General features: G+C 44.0%; 14 protein-coding genes. 7 read left to right on the top strand and 7 right to left on the bottom strand.

The window, feature by feature from the left end:
- Positions 1 to 73: 73 nt before the first annotated feature.
- The gene (locus tag F0231_RS08550) at positions 74 to 559 is read right to left on the bottom strand and encodes a YajQ family cyclic di-GMP-binding protein (protein ID WP_171759303.1); all 486 of its coding nucleotides are present in this window, start codon (positions 557 to 559) and stop codon (positions 74 to 76) included.
- 17 nt (positions 560 to 576) lie between these two features.
- Positions 577 to 1,629, bottom strand: coding sequence for a 3-deoxy-7-phosphoheptulonate synthase (locus F0231_RS08545; RefSeq protein WP_171759302.1), 1,053 nt, complete (start codon positions 1,627 to 1,629; stop codon positions 577 to 579).
- Positions 1,630 to 1,937: 308 nt separating this feature from the next.
- Between F0231_RS08545 and F0231_RS08540 the strand changes: the two genes are divergently transcribed.
- The gene (locus F0231_RS08540) at positions 1,938 to 2,417 is read left to right on the top strand and encodes a DUF4442 domain-containing protein (protein ID WP_171759301.1); all 480 of its coding nucleotides are present in this window, start codon (positions 1,938 to 1,940) and stop codon (positions 2,415 to 2,417) included.
- Here the strand turns inward: F0231_RS08540 and F0231_RS08535 are convergent.
- Entirely contained in the window at positions 2,386 to 3,771 is a 1,386-nt protein-coding gene (locus F0231_RS08535) for a hypothetical protein (RefSeq protein WP_171759300.1), read from the bottom strand. The two genes, F0231_RS08540 and F0231_RS08535, sit on opposite strands and share 32 nt — an antisense overlap.
- Positions 3,772 to 3,861: 90 nt before the next feature.
- On the opposite strand from F0231_RS08535, the gene F0231_RS08530 reads away from it, so the two are divergent.
- Positions 3,862 to 4,695 carry a S1 RNA-binding domain-containing protein gene (locus F0231_RS08530; protein WP_171759299.1) on the top strand — a complete coding sequence of 278 codons (834 nt, stop codon included), beginning with the start codon at positions 3,862 to 3,864 and terminating at the stop codon, positions 4,693 to 4,695.
- Positions 4,696 to 4,880: 185 nt separating this feature from the next.
- Here the strand turns inward: F0231_RS08530 and rsmF are convergent, their stop codons facing one another.
- From rsmF to F0231_RS08510, 4 genes are all read right to left on the bottom strand, one after another.
- A complete protein-coding gene (gene rsmF / locus F0231_RS08525; protein ID WP_171759298.1) occupies positions 4,881 to 6,305 on the bottom strand; it encodes a 16S rRNA (cytosine(1407)-C(5))-methyltransferase RsmF in 1,425 nt (474 codons plus the stop codon).
- A gap of 93 nt (positions 6,306 to 6,398) precedes the next feature.
- Entirely contained in the window at positions 6,399 to 9,032 is a 2,634-nt protein-coding gene (locus F0231_RS08520; RefSeq protein WP_171759297.1) for an MlaD family protein, read from the bottom strand.
- Positions 9,025 to 10,284 carry a paraquat-inducible protein A gene (locus tag F0231_RS08515; RefSeq protein ID WP_171759296.1) on the bottom strand — a complete coding sequence of 420 codons (1,260 nt, stop codon included), beginning with the start codon at positions 10,282 to 10,284 and terminating at the stop codon, positions 9,025 to 9,027. Before F0231_RS08515 ends, F0231_RS08520 begins: the two co-directional genes overlap by 8 nt.
- Positions 10,285 to 10,317: 33 nt before the next feature.
- Positions 10,318 to 12,114 carry an ABC transporter ATP-binding protein gene (locus F0231_RS08510; protein WP_171759295.1) on the bottom strand — a complete coding sequence of 599 codons (1,797 nt, stop codon included), beginning with the start codon at positions 12,112 to 12,114 and terminating at the stop codon, positions 10,318 to 10,320.
- A 102-nt stretch (positions 12,115 to 12,216) separates the two neighbouring features.
- On the opposite strand from F0231_RS08510, the gene F0231_RS08505 reads away from it, so the two are divergent.
- From F0231_RS08505 to pepN, 5 genes are all read left to right on the top strand, one after another.
- Complete coding sequence (locus F0231_RS08505) at positions 12,217 to 12,690, top strand: GAF domain-containing protein (RefSeq protein WP_171759294.1); 474 nt, start codon at positions 12,217 to 12,219, stop codon at positions 12,688 to 12,690.
- 99 nt (positions 12,691 to 12,789) lie between these two features.
- A complete protein-coding gene (proQ, locus tag F0231_RS08500; RefSeq protein ID WP_171759293.1) occupies positions 12,790 to 13,419 on the top strand; it encodes an RNA chaperone ProQ in 630 nt (209 codons plus the stop codon).
- 17 nt (positions 13,420 to 13,436) lie between these two features.
- Positions 13,437 to 15,434, top strand: coding sequence for a carboxy terminal-processing peptidase (prc, locus tag F0231_RS08495; RefSeq protein WP_171759292.1), 1,998 nt, complete (start codon positions 13,437 to 13,439; stop codon positions 15,432 to 15,434).
- Positions 15,435 to 15,567: 133 nt separating this feature from the next.
- Complete coding sequence (locus F0231_RS08490) at positions 15,568 to 16,230, top strand: hypothetical protein (RefSeq protein WP_171759291.1); 663 nt, start codon at positions 15,568 to 15,570, stop codon at positions 16,228 to 16,230.
- A 243-nt stretch (positions 16,231 to 16,473) separates the two neighbouring features.
- On the top strand, positions 16,474 to 19,080 hold the full coding sequence (pepN, locus tag F0231_RS08485) for an aminopeptidase N (RefSeq protein ID WP_171759290.1): 2,607 nt from the start codon (positions 16,474 to 16,476) through the stop codon (positions 19,078 to 19,080).
- Positions 19,081 to 19,084: the final 4 nt, after the last annotated feature.

Here is a 19,084-nt window from a genome sequence, read left to right as displayed (position 1 = left end):
AGGTTATCTTGAGGTATTAAAAAGGCCGATTACTTATGAAAGCAATCGGCCTTTTAGATCAAATTAACAATGGTTAATCGCGGAAGTTTTCATACTGGAATGGTTGGCCAAGTTCAGCTTCACGGATGACAGCGATAACCGCTTGTAGGTCATCACGCTTTTTACCTGTTACACGTACTTTCTCACCTTGAATAGAAGCTTGGACTTTCATCTTCTTATCTTTAATAAGTTTGACGATTTTTTTCGCCATAGGCGTTTCGATACCTTGCTTAAAGATAACGATTTGGTGCCAGTTTTTACCAGTCGCCTCTTCGCCTTTCGCTTCCATTGAACCCGCATCAACGCCGCGCTTCGCAAGGTTTCCACGCAGAATGTCACGCATCTGCTTTAGTTGGAAGTCCCCTTCAGCATTTAAACGTACAGATTCATCTTTTTGCATTTCGAATGATGCTTCTACACCACGGAAGTCAAAGCGAGTCGATAGTTCACGAGAAGCGTTATCAACCGCATTTCTTAGTTCAACTGAATCGACTTCAGAAACAATATCAAATGATGGCATGATCAGAATCCTTATAGTTATGGACGAGCTTTGACTGCGTCAGCAAGTAGTTTCAACATGGTTTGGGTATCATCCCAGCCTAAACATGGGTCAGTGATAGATTGGCCATATGTTAGGTTATCTAGATCGTCCATCGGCTGGTTACCTTCAAGAATAAAGCTTTCCGCCATGATGCCAGCAACTTGGTTCTTGCCAGATTTAATTTGCTCACAGATATCTTTAGCAACGTCGAGTTGCTTTCTGTGCTGCTTTTGGCAGTTTGCGTGGCTAAAATCGACAACTAGACGTTCTGGTAATCCAAACTCCGCAAGCTGTTTACATGCAGCTTCGACTGAAGCGGCATCAAAGTTTGGACCTTTTTCTCCACCACGCAAGATAACGTGGCCATATGGGTTACCACTTGTGCGATAAACTGTCATACGCCCATTTTTATCTGGTGAGTAGAAGTAATGAGAGGCTTGCGAAGCTCGAATAGCGTCAATAGCAATCTTGATGTTGCCGTTTGTACCATTCTTGAAACCAACAGGGCAAGACAGGGCTGATGCCATCTCACGGTGAATTTGTGATTCAGTCGTACGAGCACCAATTGCACCCCAAGTGATGAGGTCAGCAATATATTGCCCCGTGATCATATCTAGGAACTCTGTTGCCGTCGCAAGGCCTAGTTTATTGATATCAAGTAACAATTTACGTGCTTTGTTTAAGCCCGTTTCGAGTGCGTATGAACCATCAAGGTTCGGGTCGGTAATTAGACCTTTCCAACCAACGACTGTACGTGGCTTCTCAAAGTAGGTACGCATGACGATGAACAGTTCATCTTTGTACTGTTCTTGAATAGCGGCTAAACGCTCTGCGTAATCAATAGCGGCTTCAGTATCATGGACTGAACAAGGGCCGACGATCACCAATAGGCGTTGGTCTTCCCCTGAAAGAATATTTTCAATTTGACGACGTGACTGTGCAATGCGTTTTGCGACTTCGTCCGTGATTGGGTGGGCGCTTCCTAGTTCTGCCGGAGTTGGCATTGGACCCAGTGGTTGGGTTCTTAATTCATCGGTTTTGAGTGGCATACCACAGCCTGTATTTTTATTTCGAAGCGGTAAAGATAACGGAAACTTAGCGAGGAATAAACCACTTAACGAGAATCTTGCATTAATCCTAGTGTAAAGGTAATGAATTCCCTGTTATAGGTTCTTTATTCGTTCATTCTATGTAAGCGGATATTACATTTGTCGCAACATTTAAGGCGCAATCGATAAACCAAGTTAGCGGAATTAGCGTTTGCTCAACTATTTAGAATACAATTGTTAATAAAATGTTGACATGAAAGGTGTTAAGGGATGAACTGTAAATAATTAAAACTGGTCGGACTAGTATAGTGCTCACTTCAACTTCCAAGGCAAACTTATACCTCAACTTATTCGGTTTTTTTAAAGTACCGTTCATATGGTTGGCTCGCCCAAAAATTCTTCAGTTAGATGCTGAAAAAGTAATCGTAAAGATCCCTCTAAAGCGAAGAACCAAGAATCATCTAAATAGCATGTATTTTGGCGTGTTAGCGGTTGGTGCTGACGTAGCCGGTGGTTTTATGGCGATGAGTAAAGCACAAGAGAGCGGTAAGGAAGTTTCTTTAGCATTTAAAGGTGTGGAAGGACAATTTCTAAAAAGGCCAGAAGCGGATGTTCATTTCATCTGTGAAGATGGCAAGTTGATCGATGATATGTTGGAAAAGACGTTTGCGACTGGGGAGAGAGTCAATCAAGCCGTTAAAATTACCGCCATTTGCCCATCCTTGCATGGCGATGAACCAATGGCGGAATTTAAACTTACTCTTTCACTGAAGCGAAAGGGTGACTGACGTGCTCGACTTCCATTTGCTCTACGGCCACAATCTTGCTTCGGTTTAATACAATCTTCCAACGGTAGTAGATCGGCTCTCCGTTGTGATTGTTTTCACGAGCGATGAGGTTAATAAGATGTCGCTTCTCGACTGACTCACGACTCACTTGGCCGTTATTATGGGTATAGACCTTGTTAGAACCTTTATCCATAAGGCGTGTTAATGCTCTCATGCTGACCATGATTGACTCTTTGGTCTCTTCGTAACCACTCATGAATTTTGATGTCGACATCTCAGTTTTTGAGCAGTAGTGGAGAATCTGTTCCTCGCGTTGTACGACACGTTTTTTTCGTATTGATTGGATCCTATCTGGTAGCTTATCCAAGACTTTGTAGTCGAGCCATTCAAGCTTTTGTCCTACAGCTTTCTTGGTAGTAGGATCGAGATATAGCTTACGCCATTTAGGGCGACCCTTACGAATCCAGCGCCACATGACATCACGCAAGTCATCTTTAAAAATCTCACGTAGTGCGTATACAAAAGACATCAAGACTATGAAAGAAGCGGTAATCTCTCCCCAGTAGTCACGGGCTAGAATAGCGGTAATCGTTACAAACACCATCACAAAGCCAGTGGCGCTGCCTTTAACCACGCGTTTCATGTTCTTGCCCAACGACTGAGTTTTCTCTTGCAAGACGACAGGGTGTTCAATCAATCGACGTAGTAAGCGCATCTTATTGCTGAGGCGCGTTACGTCGTCACGTACGCTTTTGGAGTTGTAGTTATTGAGTTTTCTGTGTGCAGCTTCTTTTTCAACAATCGCTAGCAAACTCTCTTTTAAGCTTTTGTATTCGCTGTCACGAGGCATGTGCGCGACCAAAGACATTAGGCGCTGACCTGTATACCAAGAGAGATAATTGTCGATGTTGGCGTAGTAGCGCTTTAAGCTCTCTTCATAAGGAATACTTCTGCGCAGTTTTTTCAGAATATCGAGGGAGAGCTTGATAACTTCATCAACTTCGTCCGTTGTGACGATTTCTTTGTTGTGTTTGTTTAGCTCATTGACCGCTTTATCTAAGGCGATGACATATTGATAAGCGAATAAACTCAAACTGACACGGTACTGTGTTGAAGAGAGTCGGCCACGTTTTGCTAGTCGACTGTGTACCAGAGGTAGGAGCGTTTTGTCACTGTAGTAAGCGCGTTTTTGAGTAATAGACTCGTAGTAGAACTCACTCTCTTTAAGGATATCTGGGGATAAGCCGAGTTCTCCGGGGATGAAGAAATAGAGGTCAACGTCTGACTTCTTGGTCGCTGCCATGGCATGCGATATCTTGAGAGTTATGCCGTCCTGCTTATCAACGGTTAACAAATAATGCTCCTGAAAAAACTGCGAAATATCTGGCGCAAGCATAACAGAGATTCGCTATAATCACCGCAAATTTAACAAGAGACAGTTGAAATGATTAAAGTTGGTCAGATTAACCACTTAGAAGTTGTAAAAAAAGCAGATTTTGGCCTATTTCTGGATGCTGGAGACTACGGCACGACATTATTACCGAATCGATTTGTACCAGAGGGTGCAGAAGTTGGTAGCTTTATTGATGCGTTTTTATACTTCGATTCTGACAGTCAGTTAGTCGCAACAACTGAAACTCCAGTGGCTCAAGTTGGCGAGTGGGGTTTGATGACGATTGAAGGTGTGAATGCGACTGGCGCATTTGCGGATTGGGGTATTAAAGGTAAAGATCTTCTGATCCCTTTTAGCGAGCAGCGTACACGCTTTTCTGAAGGTCAAAATGTTCTTGTTTATGTGTATACAGACAAGGCGTCAGGCCGTATCGTTGGCACAACAAAGTTCAATAAGCTTCTTGATAAAACCCCAGCTAACTATACACGCAATCAGCAAGTCGACTTGATAATTGCAGAGCGTAGTGATCTGGGCTTCAAAGCGATTGTTGAAGGTGAGCACTGGGGCATGATCTTTAAATCTGACGTGTTCGGTAAGCTCTTTATCGGCAAAAAGCTGAAAGGTTACATCAAGAATATTCGTGAAGATGGCAAGATTGACCTCTCTCTACAAAAAGTAGGTGTTGGCAAGATGGACGATCTGAGCCAAAAGGTGATCGATTTGCTTGAGAAGAAAGGTGGTTTTCTGCCACTGAATGACAAGTCTTCACCTGAAGCGATTTTTGCTGCGTTTAGAACAAGTAAAGGTACGTTTAAGAAGACGATCGGTGGCCTATACAAGCAAGGAAAGATTGTTATCGATAAAGAAGGTATCCGTCTAGCATAATTGCGACACTGAAACGAGAGCCTAAAAAAGGGCCCACAGCTGATCCTGCTATGGGCCTAGGGGAAGGGCTCTTCAAGAGCCTGCGCTAACTGTTTGATAATCCGAACTTATCAATACTTTAAAGTGTAGTGCATAATTTGGATTTTGCGCAGGTTCGTTAGTATTTCATACTATTGTTTTACCGCTTAAAACAAGTTTTTGTCTCGGACTAGTTCGCGTGGCAAGCCATTCTTAATGCGGTTCCCAACCCATTTTCCTAGCCCAATCACATCGTTACCTAGTTTAACGATAATTTCGCCTTTTCCAGTTAATCCTTCTGGGCGAACGTCTCTACCCATGAACCATTCACGAGCATCATCAACACAAAGTGCTACAGTGTTGCACTCGTTGCCTGTCGCTAAGGCAGTCGCTACTTGGTGTTGCCAACGATAACCTTTTTTATGAGCTTCTGCGATCTTGATGCCCATTCGGGAAAAACGCAGCTCTCCAATCATAGGCTCTAGTGCATTGGGGAAAAGCCACACGTCATTGTCACGTAGCCAGATGGAAGTTTCGTCAGGAAGTGCAATGTCGAGAGTTTGTTTGAGCTGCTGAGTGATCTCGGCTTGCACTTTAGAGCTAGCTTTCTCAAATGGGAATTTTCCAAGACGCTTTTTCACCTTAGGTGCTTCAACCGAGCCCAATTTACGAAGACGGGCAACGAAGAAACCTTCACAGTCATAGACTTGCGGGAAAATATGGAGAAAACCTTCTTCGGTAATCGCTTTATCAGCACCTTCAAATAGGTGGGAAAGATTCTCGAACTCAACGTCGTCACCAAAGGTCTTTTTAAGGTGATGACAAACCTGTTGATTCTCTTCAATACTCAATGTACAGGTCGAATACACCATTACGCCGCCTGGCTTTAGGGCGTGGAAGGCACTTTCAATGAGATCTTTTTGCGTATCAGAAATTTCGATGACAGAGGCTTTGGTCCAGTTTTTCATCGCGTCGGCATCTTTTCGCACTGTCCCTTCACCTGAACAAGGGGCATCAATCAGCACTGCGTCGAACTGCTCTGGCAACCAACCGCCAAACACACGCCCGTCAAAGTTGCTCATCGCGGTATTGCGTACACCACAGCGCTCTATATTTGCATGCAGAACCTTAACACGGCTAGCAGCAAACTCATTAGCGATGAGTACGCCATCATTACCCATTTTCGCTGCTATCTGTGTGGTTTTAGAACCCGGAGCTGCAGCCATATCTAATACGCTATTGAAGGACTCTTGTTGATCAATGAATAGGGCTGATACCGGCATCATTGAACTTGCTTCTTGAATATAGAAAAGGCCAGACATGTGTTCTGCTGTATTGCCTAACGGAACAATAGTCTCGTCAGCTTCAATCCAGAAACCTTCTTCACACCAAGGAACCGCTTCAAGTTCCCAACCTTTTTGCTTAGCACGTTCGATAAATTCGTCGACAGAAATCTTTAACGTGTTTACTCGAATACTTTTACGTAACGGGCGTTGACAGGCTGAGATAAAATCTTCCATGTTCAATTCATCAGGAAGGATAGCTTCGATCTCTTTGAGAAACTCTTCAGGTAGGTATACGTTTTGGTGCAAGGTTCTGTCTCGACTGTGTGAAAGGCCGCTGATTATAGCCAATTGATACAAAAAACGCAGCGTGGAAGCTGCGTTTTTATTGGTTTACTTACGTTATGGCTTTGGAATCGCGGTACGCCAAGCTTTCCAGTTTTCTTCCGCTTGTGCATAAAGGAAGAAGGTTTGGCCATTTTGCGCGATGGGCTCTAATTGCTTTTGTTCCGGTGTTGAGAAGGTTATTCCACCACGAACTAAACTATCAAATGTGCCCGCTTTGATGTTTGCCCCTGACAAACCAATGGATACGTCGACACCAGAGGTATTCCAGAACACGCTATTTTGACGTACTAGGTAAGCGTATTCAGGTTGAATGACAATGGTAGAGACAACTCGATCGGCAAACTCACCAAGTCTTACATCAGTCACTTCTCCCACTTCAATTTCACGGTAAAGAATAGGGGTACCAATGGCCACCGAACCTCGAGATTCACTCTGAAGTGTAAATTCTATACCTTTAGCGGCTTGCTTGTTGGCGTAGAGGGTAAATTGGTTCTTAGTGCTACCTTGGCCAGGTGAAACGCTAATCGATTGAGAGAGTAGGTTCTGGATATTCTTAACGCCACGCAGACCCACTTCTGCTTTTGGTAGCCAGAAGTATGAGCCTTCAACCGCAATGGTATCGGTGTATTCTGGCAAGATACGCGCTTTAATCTCGACACCTTTACGTTTGAAGTTTGGTACCACCAGAGTGACTTCACCTACCTTGACGCCGTTGTAGTTAATCGCGGTCCCCTTCGCTAAGGTGTTCTCGCCATCGAGTTTCAATGTGATGACTTGGCCAAATTTGCGCGCTGTCTTGAAATCTTCGTAAAGCAGCCATTTGTCATTTTGCTTGTTATCTACTCCCGGTAAGGAATCAAACGCTATGCCACCTTGAATCAGTGACTTCAGTGGTGCTGCCTTAACACTCAGACCTGCTAAACTGGCATCGATTTCGACACCTGAACGGTTCCAAAATACGGTTTGGTCAGTTACTAAATGTTTGTATTGGTTCTCTATGCTGGCAGTGATAATCACGCCGCCATCGACAAGGTAAAAGTCAGAGACATTACCCACCTGAAGATTACGATAGAGTAGAGGGCTGCCTTTACTAATAGGAGGTAGCTCATTGGCAAATAGAGTCATACGAGTAGAGCCGGACATATTGTACTTTGCCAGTTCAGCAAGAGACTTACTTTGGTACAACTGATATTGCTCAAGTGCATTATCTGAACCTTCACTAACAAAGCTAATCGAGCCAGTTAACAACTGTTTCGCCGGTGGCACCGTAATATTAAGGCCAGATTCTGTCAGCTCTGCACTTGCGCTACCCGTGACGAAGAATCGGTTTTGCGACTTGATTAAATCTGCGTATTCACTTTCTACTAGGGCGTCGAAGTGAACTTTGTCTTCTACTAGGCTAACTTTTGTTACCGAGCCAATGCTAATTCCTCGGTAAAGAATATTAGCGCCTTGGTCAAGGCCAAAAGAGTTATCAGCGACGAGTTGAAGAGAGACTGAACGCGCGTTTTGACGGTTGAATTCGTGTTTTCGAATCGCACTAAAGTTGCGTGAACGTTCACCGTTACCTGGAACAATAGTTAAAAAATTACCTTTAACGATATTCGCTAGGTTTTCTACACCAGAAAGCGATACTTTGGCTTCTTCAAGAATGAATCGGCTGCCGCTGGTGAGCATGTCACTGAACGCTGGCTGAATAGCTGCAGAGGCAATGATCTCTTCTCGCCCTTCACTTAGCTGTAAATCGGTCACTTGTCCGACTTCAATACCTCGGTACATGATGGGCGCACCAGAAGCGCTGATCTGATTATCGTCGGGTAGGGCAATCTTAATCGCGATGCCGCGACCCGCGGTTTTAATATCTTTGTACAGTCTAAACTGGGTGTTATCAGCAACAGGCTCTCCACCATCTGGAGAGTCTACGGCAATAGAACCACCAATAAGAGCACTAAGGCTCTCTAGTCGGACATCGACACCTTCAAATCCAATATTCGCGCCAATACCACTGACGTTCCAGAAGCGGCTGTCATCAGTAATAATGTGACGATATTCATCTTGAATTGAGGCTTGGATAACCACACTCTTGGAGTCTGAATCGAGCTGGTAACTGTACACCTCACCGATAGGGATCTTTCGATAAACGATTTGTGAGCCCACTGAAATGCCACCAAGATCTCTCGATTTAAGAGATATGTTTAATCCTTCTTGAGCAAGCAAGTCTGAAGGCGCACGTTCTAACGCGGTAAATTTGGTTTCCGGCTCTGAAGGGTTGTTGGCGGGTGAGATGGCAATATAATTACCCGAGACTAATGCATCTAACCCGGATACACCTGATAAGCTTGCTGTTGGTTTCACCATCCAGAAGCGAGTCTCTTTGCTCAGTAACTTGGTTGCTTCAGGGTAGATATCGGCATCGACATAAATACTTTGTAAATCGTCAGCAAGGTTAATGTCTTTAACCATGCCCACTTCTAAGCCTTGATAGCGGATCGTCGTGCGTCCTGCAATCAGCCCCTGTGCATCTGAAAAGTAGATTTGCACACGCTGTCCTGCATCTTGAACGGCTTTGAAAACCAGCCAACCTGCAAGCACCATAGTGAGTAAAGGCAGCAACCAAAGAGGCGATATGCCTTTGTTACGCTTTACATTAGGTGAATACGAGTTCTGAGTGGGAGATAAATTACTCATTAATAGACTCTTTCTTTTCAAGTTCGTCAGGGTAGTTATCCCAAATTAATCTAGGATCCATACTCTCTGCTGCCAACATCGTTAGTACCACAACGATACCAAATGCTACCGCGCCATAGCCCGGTGTGAAATCTAGGATCTGGCCTCTGTCGACCAAAGTCATCATTATGGAAATAACAAACAAGTCCATCATTGACCAACGACCAATCCATTTAATTGCGAAATAGATCGTCATTCTTTGTCGATGGAAAATTTTACGTTTAAATTGGATTGCCAGCAGTAAATATGACAAGCCAAGAATTTTAGCAACTGGAACCACGATACTCGCGACAAAAATAATGATGGCGATGCCAATCATGTCACTGTTGACCAATGAAGCAACGCCAGAAAAGATGGTATCTTCTAAGCGTTTACCATTGGTAAGTAAAATGGAGATCGGTATCAGGTTTGCTGGGAATATCGCGATACTAGCGGCGATCAGGTAAGCCCATGTCTTCTGTATAGAGCGAGGTTTACGGTGATGAATAGGGCTATGGCAACGCAGACAGTGTTCACCTTCCGGTTGTGATAAATGGCAGTGGTGACAATGTAACGTTTTCTTTGCCAGCTTAAGGGTGTCTTCCGGCTGGTATGCTTCCCAGTATCGGCGCACACTGAAACGAGTGACGAGTAAAATGGTTGCGACTTGAAGCAAGATAAGCCCGATTAAACCGGGGCCGACAAAAATATCTGAGTAGTCTTGCAGCTTAAAACACGAGATGGCGATACTAACAAGAAAGACATCGATCATAACCCAAGCTTTTAAATGTTGGACAATAGACAATGAAAGTTTGAGTAGTTTGAACCAACGATACTTGAGTGCAACGTGAGTTGTGACAACCGCGCTACAGACGAGGAAAGGAGCAATGGAACTACAAAAGAAGATCAACAGCGCGAGTAAAACAAAGCCTTCTTCAAATAGTGTAAATATCCCCGATGGTAAGGTCGCGGGGATCATCATTCCGAACAGTCTTATGCTTATAAATTCGAAAAAGTGAGATGGAATAAAAAGCAGTAAGCAAGTAAGCGCGATAGCCAAGTTACCTGAAAGCGACGGCTTTCCACCTCTATAAAGCTGGGTGTTACATCTAGGGCAGTGGGCGCTTTTACCTTGTTCAACGTCTATTAGGTCAACAGGAAGTTCGCACCCATGACACAGTCGAATAGCTGTAAGCTCAGAGTCATGGGCATGAAGCGGAGAAGGGGAGCTCATCGCCTCCCTCCTAAATAGAAATGATTGTCATGGTTAAACGTGTGATTGCACGTTTCCATATAAGGTTTGGTATAAGCCTTGTTGTTCAACCAACTCTCCATGCGTACCCGCTTGCGTGACTTGTCCATCTTCGAGAACATAAATCAAATCCGCCTGTTTTACGGCAGATAATCTATGCGCCACGATCAAGGTTGTACGGCCTTTTAAAAACTCTGTAAGTGCTTTGTGTAATGCAGCTTCAGTCGCCGTATCAAGAGCGGAAGTTGCTTCATCCAGTATGACAAATTTAGGGTTGCTTAACACCATTCGCGCAATGGCGAGACGTTGACGCTGTCCCCCTGAAAGCCGAATACCGCTGCGTCCAATTTGGGTATCTAACCCATCACCCAGTTGGTTAATGACATCTTGCATCTGAGCGATCTCTAGCGCTCGCCAAAGCTGTAAATCATCATAATCGGAACCAAGGGTCAGATTATGCCTTAAAGTGTCATTAAAAAGTATAGGCTGTTGTAATACAACGGCAATTTGGTCACGAATTATGTCAAAACTGATGTCATCTGTGGTATGACCATTAAAGCGAATAGAACCCGAGTCTTGTTGATAGACACCAATAAGTAGCTGTATCAATGTTGATTTGCCACCACCGCTAGCCCCAACAAGCGCCACTTTTTTACCTGCAGGGATTGTTAGGTTTAAATTATTGAGTACCGAACTCTCTTCGTTATAAGAGAAGATGATGTCGCTAATCTCAATGTCGACTTCTCTATCCTCGGCAAATGGATTGACCTTACTGACTGGACGATGTTCTTCCTCTAGATCAAGTAGGGCATTGATGCGTTTTAGTGCGGCTTTAGCGCTATACCAAGAGAATTGGATGCTCAGCAGCTCTTGAACTGGTGTCAGCATGAACCATAAATAACCGAACACCGCGAAGATTTGTCCTATGGTTAAGTCGCTAAACAGAACCATTAACATCGCCACAGCACGGAATAACTCGAAGCCTAATAAAAAGAGCAGGAAAGAGACACGACCCGCGGCTTCAGATTGCCAAGCGTATTTGTCCGCATCACGTCTTATCTCGTTTGCTTGGCCTTTTAGCTCGTTAAGAAACTCGCGCTCTCGATTGGCAGCTCGCAACTGATAAATGCCGTCTAATGTCTCAACTAAACGATTTTGGAAGCGTTCGAAAGATTGGTTCTCGCGCTTTTTGAGGTGTTTAACCTTGCTGCCAAGTTTACGAGAGAAGTGAATGACAACTGGGTTCACTAACAGAATAAAAAGCCCCAAGCGCCAGTCTAGCCACAAAAGTACACCAGCCGTGCCGATAACAGTAAGCAGACTGATTAAAAACTTGCTTAACGTGGAGCCAATGAATTGGTCGATGGTCTCTATATCGGTAACCAGATGTGCGTTGATACCACCGCTACCGCGCGTTTCATACTGTCGAATGCTAATGCGCCCAAGTTTGTCGATCATTTTGCTACGCATATGGTAGGTGATTGTTTTCGAAACAAGGGTAAATTGACGACTTTGAACAATGCTAAGCGCTTGGCTTGCGCTGCGCATAATAATGACCAACAGTAACGTTAATGCGATATACCCAGTGGGCGTTTGCCAGGTGTCAGGCAACATGCGGTTCATCAGCTCTAGGCCGGTTCCTGGCTGATTAAGTAAAACTTCGTCAACCATTAATGGCATGAGGAGAGGGATCGGAACACTGATCAAAGTTGCCGCCACCGCGATGATGTTGGCAAAAATCAACTTTGATTTGTGCTTTTTTACTTGTGTTATCAACCAAGAACGGCTAATAGTGTTGGGATTATTAATCATTATAATGAGAATGCTTACTATTTATGGTTTGCGGCGATTGTACGCAGATTCATGTTAGAAGTCTCTAGTTTTCAATATGGCGTATCAGGACGTAGTAACCTTATGAAAATAGAACATTATCACCGCTTAACCAAACAAGCTGCCGCATTAATCGAATCTGAATCAGACTTGATTGCTAACTTATCAAACATCAGTGCACTCCTTAATATGGAGCTTGAAGGCCTTAATTGGGTTGGATTCTACTTGATGAAAGAGAATGAGTTGGTTCTCGGTCCATTCCAAGGAAAGCCAGCTTGTGTTCGTATTCCTGTTGGTCGTGGCGTATGTGGCACTGCTGTCGCGGAGAATCAAGTACAACGTGTATACGATGTCCATGAGTTTGAAGGCCACATTGCATGTGATGCAGAAAGTAATTCTGAGATTGTGATTCCATTTTCAATTAATGGTGAAATAGCAGGGGTCCTCGATATCGATAGCCCAAAAGTAGGTCGATTTAGCGAAACAGACGAGCAAGGACTGACATTTTTGATGGATGAAGTGGAAAAGCTGCTTAATTCACACGCTATCAAGGCATAAATTGATTATTGAGTGTGGTTTTTCGCTTGCAGGTCACTATAATACCTCAAATATTTATTCTTAATGCTCGCGGATAGCCCGCAATAACCAGGAATCCTCATGGAAAACACTGAAAAGTTAAAAAACAGCAAAGAAGTTATCGCATATATTGCTGAATGTTTCCCTAAGTGCTTTACTTTAGAAGGTGAAGCAAAGCCACTTAAAATTGGTATTTTTCAAGATCTTGCGGAGCGTCTAACTGACGATCCAAAAGTAAGCAAAACTCAACTTCGTGCAGCGTTAAGACAATACACTTCATCATGGCGTTACCTTCACGGTGTGAAGCCTGGTGCAGTTCGTGTAGATTTAGATGGTAACCCGGCGGGTGAACTTGACGAAGAGCACGTAGAGCACGCTAAAACTGCACTAGCTGAGAGCAAAGCTAAAGTGCAAGCTCGTCGTAAAGAGCAAGCACAAAAAGCACGTGAAGAAGGTAAAGCGAAAGCTAAGCCTGCGGCGAAGAAGCCACAAGCTCGTCGCCCACAACAGAACAAAGTACAAAAAGCCAGCAAGCCAGTAGAGACGCGCGCTTTGAATGCAGACGAAGTAAAAGTAGGCAATCAAGTAAACGTTAATATGGGCAAAGGAAACATGGCTGCGACTATCGTTGAAATCAATAAGGAAGATGTGCGTGTTCAACTGACTAACGGCCTACAAATGGTTGTGAAAGCGGAGCACCTACGCGCATAAAGGAGATACTCCTACGCATGAAATGCCGTTCAAAATTGTCGCTGATTGCTGCTAGCTTATGGCTAGCAGCTTCTTCAGCTCATGCTCTAGAAGCAAACATCACTCTTGAGGACTTACCCGTCCTTGCTCCTGAAGCTCAGCATGAGACAGCAAGCAAACGTGTCACATCTCGCTTCACTCGTTCTCACTACAAGCACTTCTCTCTAAACGATCAATTCTCACAAGCTATTTTCGACCGATATGTCGAAATGCTCGATTTCAATCGTAATATCTTCACTCAAGCCGATATCGACTCGTTCAATAAATTGGCAAAAGGTGTGGATGATCAGCTTAAATCAGGCGATAACCAGATTGCTTTCGATGTCTACAATCTCTCGATTAAGCGCCGTTTCGAACGTTTTCAATATGCGTTAGAACTTCTTGATAAAGAAATGACCTTCGACAGTGACGAGACAATTGAGCTGGACAGAAGCGAACAAGCTTGGCCGAAAAACAAAGCAGAACTTGATGAGCTTTGGCGTAAAAGAGTCAAGTACGATGCGTTGAATCTCAAACTTACTGGTAAAGATTGGGATGAGATTAAAGAGGTTTTGGGCAAGCGTTACAACAACGCACTAAAACGTCTTAGCCAAACGCACAATGAAGATGCATTCCAGTTGTACATGAATGCCTTCGCTCGTGAAGTCGATCCTCATACAAGCTACCTATCTCCTCGAAGTGCTGACCAATTCCAAACCGAAATGAATCTTTCGTTAGAAGGGATTGGTGCTGTATTGCAGATGACGGATGATTACACAGTTATTCGCTCTCTCGTTGCTGGTGGTCCTGCGTCAAGCAGCAAGCAGTTAGCGGAAGGTGACCGCATTATCGGCGTTGGTCAAGATGGCGAAGATATTGTTGATGTTATCGGTTGGCGTCTTGATGATGTAGTTCAGTTAATTAAAGGGCCAAAAGGCACCAAGGTTAACCTGCAAATTTTACCAGAAGGTAAAGACACTAAAGCCGAAGTGATCACCATTGTCCGTGACAAAATCCGTTTAGAAGATCGCGCAGTTAAATCTGAAATTATTGAAAAAGACGGTAAGAAGATTGGTGTTCTAGAAGTACCAAGTTTTTACGTTGGTCTTGCTCAAGATACGGATAAACTGATTACCGAGCTGAAAGGTAAAGGCGTTGATGGCGTCATCGTCGATTTGCGCAACAACGGCGGCGGTGCACTAACCGAGGCGACAGCATTGTCTGGTTTGTTCATTACTAGCGGTCCTGTTGTTCAGGTTCGTGATAGTTACGGTCGTGTTAATGTGAACTCTGATACAGATGGCAACATTAGCTATGATGGCCCACTAACCGTATTGGTTAACCGCTACAGTGCTTCGGCTTCCGAGATATTCGCAGCTGCAATGCAAGATTACGGTCGAGCAATCGTTCTTGGCGAAAATTCATTTGGTAAGGGCACGGTTCAACAACACCGTTCACTTAATCATATTTATGACTTGTTCGACAAAGAGCTAGGTTATGTGCAATACACGATTCAGAAGTTCTACCGTATTGATGGTGGTAGTACTCAGAACAAAGGCGTAGCACCTGACATTGCGTTCCCAACAGCCATCGACCCTAGCGAAACAGGTGAGAGCGTTGAAGATAACGCACTGCCTTGGGATAGTATCGACAAAGCCAAATATAAAGTGTTACAGCGTAACGATGCTTTGATTGGTAAGCTGACTGCGCAACACCAAGTTCGTATCGCGAAAGATTTAGAATTCCGCTTCATTGCAGAAGATATCGAACGATACAAGGCTGAAAAAGACGACAACACACTCTCTTTGAATGAGAAAACACGCAAAGCCGAAAGTGAAAAAGCTGACGCAGAACGTTTAGCTCGTATCAATGAGCGTCAAAAAGCGGCGGGTGAAGAAGCCTTTAAATCTTTAGATGACATACCTAAAGATTATGAAGCACCTGATGCATATCTTGATGAATCTGTCGCGATTATGGTCGATATGATTAAATCTTGATAAATCAATAAAATAAAGAGCGAGTCCATGTGGCTCGCTTTTTTTGTGCCAATTATTTATGTGATTTGGATCTAAATTTTCGCTAATTCGTATGAGTGTGCCTAAGCTTAAAGAAAAGAGTGAGGAGTGCGCTATGAGATTGATTGGATTGATATCACTGATTTTAAGTTTCTCAGTTTTCGGAAACAGTGCTCGCGATAATAGCGATCTCACACAGTTTGATCAGCCATTCTTACTCGGTGATTGGTATTTGATTAATCAAAACCCAGAAGAATCGAACGAGAACTTCCTTGCCATTAAATTATCACTTGATTCGAATTACAGCTTTAAAATCGATATTCAGAAACGTGATTACTCAGTTGACCACTGGGAAGGTTTTTACACGGCAAACGACGACACTCTAATTCTCGGTTTGAACACTTCTGAACCGCAAATTTATGAGTATTCAGCCAATCACAACATGCTTAACCTCAATGGCGTAATGTTCACGAAAGCGCTTTCTAACTCTCTAGCGGGAATGTGGTCGAGCCAACAACTTAGTGGCGATGATATGTCAGCAAATGACGTCCACCAGCTCGATTTAATATTACAGCCAGACTTTGTGTTCATGTTCCGAGTGAGTAACGACGACGGTGATGAAGCTATTCATAAAGGCGTGTACTACACGGAAGGTGAGCATTTAGTTCTTCTTTATGAAAACGGAGAGCACGAAACTACTTACACATTAAACAGTGACACTCTAACACTTGAAATGGAGCAAGGTGCCATGTATGCCGTTCTCAATCGCATTCGATAATTCATTGGTAGAATAGTGTGATGCTAGATTGTTATCTAGACAAATAGTTTGAATACGACACCAACATCAGACAAAAAACGAGGTATTTCTTAACAGAGCCTCGTTTTTTTTAATGGAGAGTTGTAAGCTATCACGCAACATTGACGGTTGGTGTCATCAGACACTATTCATAAACCGAATCAAAATAGATCAACCTTTTTGTTGGTCATCTCTTCCAATGAATTCAGTCAGAAGGACTTAGACATGGCTCAGACTCCTCAAGCCAAATATCGTAAAGATTATCAATCACCATCACACACAATTACTGATATCGACTTAACGTTTGATCTATTTGATAACGATACGACCGTGACTGCGGTTTCCAACGTAAAACAACTTGCAGATAGCACGACACTTCACTTAGAGGGTGATGATCTTAAACTTCAAAGCATCATGGTGAATGGTGCCGCTTGGACAGCATACGAAGAAGTGGAGGGTGCGCTAGAAATCCACCAGCTACCTGAGCAGTTTGAGCTTACACTTGTGACGCTGATTGATCCTGAAGCAAACACCGCGCTAGAAGGTTTATACAAATCAGGCGGCGCATTCTGTACTCAATGTGAAGCGGAAGGCTTCCGTCGCATCACTTACTATATGGATCGCCCAGATGTACTAGCGAAGTACACCACTAAAGTGATCGCTGACAAAGCTGAGTATCCGTTCCTGCTAAGTAATGGTAACCGTGTTGCAGAAGGTGACCTAGAAGGCGGCCGCCATTGGGTGCAGTGGCAAGACCCACATCCAAAACCAGCTTACTTATTTGCTCTAGTTGCTGGTGACTTTGATGTACTGCGTGACAACTACACGACAAAGTCTGGTCGCAACGTAGAGTTAGAAATTTTTGTAGATAAGGGTAACCTTGACCGAGCGCCACACGCGATGACCTCGTTAATCAACTCAATGAAATGGGATGAAGAGCGTTTTGGTCTTGAGTACGACCTTGATATCTACATGATCGTCGCCGTAGATTTTTTCAATATGGGGGCGATGGAAAACAAAGGCTTGAACATCTTCAATTCTAAGTTCGTTCTGGCAAATGAAAAAACAGCTACCGATACCGACTATCTAGGTATTGAAGCAGTGATTGGTCATGAGTACTTCCATAACTGGACGGGCAACCGCGTGACTTGTCGCGATTGGTTCCAGCTTAGTTTGAAAGAGGGCTTAACAGTTTTCCGTGACCAAGAGTTCTCTTCCGATCTTGGCTCTCGAGCGGTTAACCGTATCAACAATGTTCGTATTATTCGTGGTCCTCAGTTCGCAGAAGATGCAAGTCCAATGTCGCATCCAATTCGACCTGAACAAGTGATTGAAATGAACAACTTCTACACACTGACGGTGTACGAAAAAGGCAGTGAAGTGATCCGTATGATGCACACACTGCTTGGTGAGGAAGGTTTTCAAGCGGGGATGAAACTCTACTTTGAGCGTCATGATGGCACGGCAGCAACGTGTGAAGATTTCGTTGTGGCGATGGAAGATGCAAGTGGCGTTGACCTTAAGCAATTCCGCCTATGGTACAGCCAATCAGGTACACCCACGGTTAAGGTGTCAAGTGAGTTTGATGCGAGTGCGCAAACTTATTCACTTACGGTGGATCAGTCAACGGAACCAACTCAAGACCAAGCTGACAAACAGCCTCTTCATATTCCATTCGATGTCGAGTTATACGCACAAAATGGTGACGTGATTGAGTTACGCTGTGACGGTGAGCGTATCGGTAATGTATTGAATGTTACTCAAGCAAAACAGACATTTGTTTTTGAGGGCGTTACCGAGCAACCAGTACCGTCGCTACTTCGCGAGTTCTCCGCGCCTGTAAAACTCGAATACGAATATAGTGATGAAGAGTTGATGTTCTTAATGGTACACGCACGTAACGAGTTTGCGCGTTGGGATGCCGGCCAGATGCTGCTTGCTAAATACATCCGTACCAATGTCGAGAATGTTCAGGCAGGTAAGAAGGTTGAGTTATCAGATGCAGTGATCGATGCATTCAGAGGCGTGTTGTTATCACAAGATCTTGAGCCAGCATTTATCGCGGAAGTACTGTCTCTACCAAGTTTCAATGAAGTTTCGGGTTGGTACAAACAAGTTGACGTTGATGCTGTCGCGAAAGTACTGAAATCAATCAAAGTCATTTTCGCTACTGAACTGGCCGATGAGCTAAGCGCGATTTACCACAGTTCTAAACAATCAGAGTACACCATTGAACATGCTGCGATTGGCCAACGTTCTCTGCGCAACACGGCATTGAGCTTCCTTGCCTACACAGAGCAGGGTGATGAACTTGTAAAAGCTCAGTACGCTGAAGCAAACAACATGACCGACACGATTGCGGCGATGAGTGCAGCCAATAGTGCTAAGCTGTCATGCCGTGAGTCACTAATGAGTGATTACAGCAACAAGTGGAAGCATGATGGTCTTGTAATGGACAAGTGGTTTGCGCTACAAGGTACGAACCCAGCTGAAAACGTATTGGATGTTATCAAGCAGACGATGAATCATGAAGCGTTCAGCTTGAAGAACCCTAACCGAACTCGCAGCCTGATTGGTTCATTCCTTAACATGAACCCGGTACATTTCCATGCTAAGACAGGCGAGGGCTACAAGTTTGCTGGCGAGATTCTTCGTGAATTGAACAGCAGCAATCCGCAAGTTGCGTCACGTTTGATTGACCCGCTATTGAAGTTCCGCAAATATGATGATGAGCGTCAAGCATTGATCAAAGCAGAACTTGAAACGCTTCAATCAATGGATAACTTAGCAAAAGACCTGTTTGAAAAAGTAACCAAAGCGTTAGAGTCTTAATCAG

It is taken from the genome of Vibrio sp. RE86 (genome assembly GCF_013114545.1).
In the GTDB taxonomy this organism is placed as follows: domain Bacteria; phylum Pseudomonadota; class Gammaproteobacteria; order Enterobacterales; family Vibrionaceae; genus Vibrio.
The sequence above is the reverse complement of the archived record's forward strand: the minus strand, read 5'-3'. Positions and strand labels throughout refer to the sequence as shown.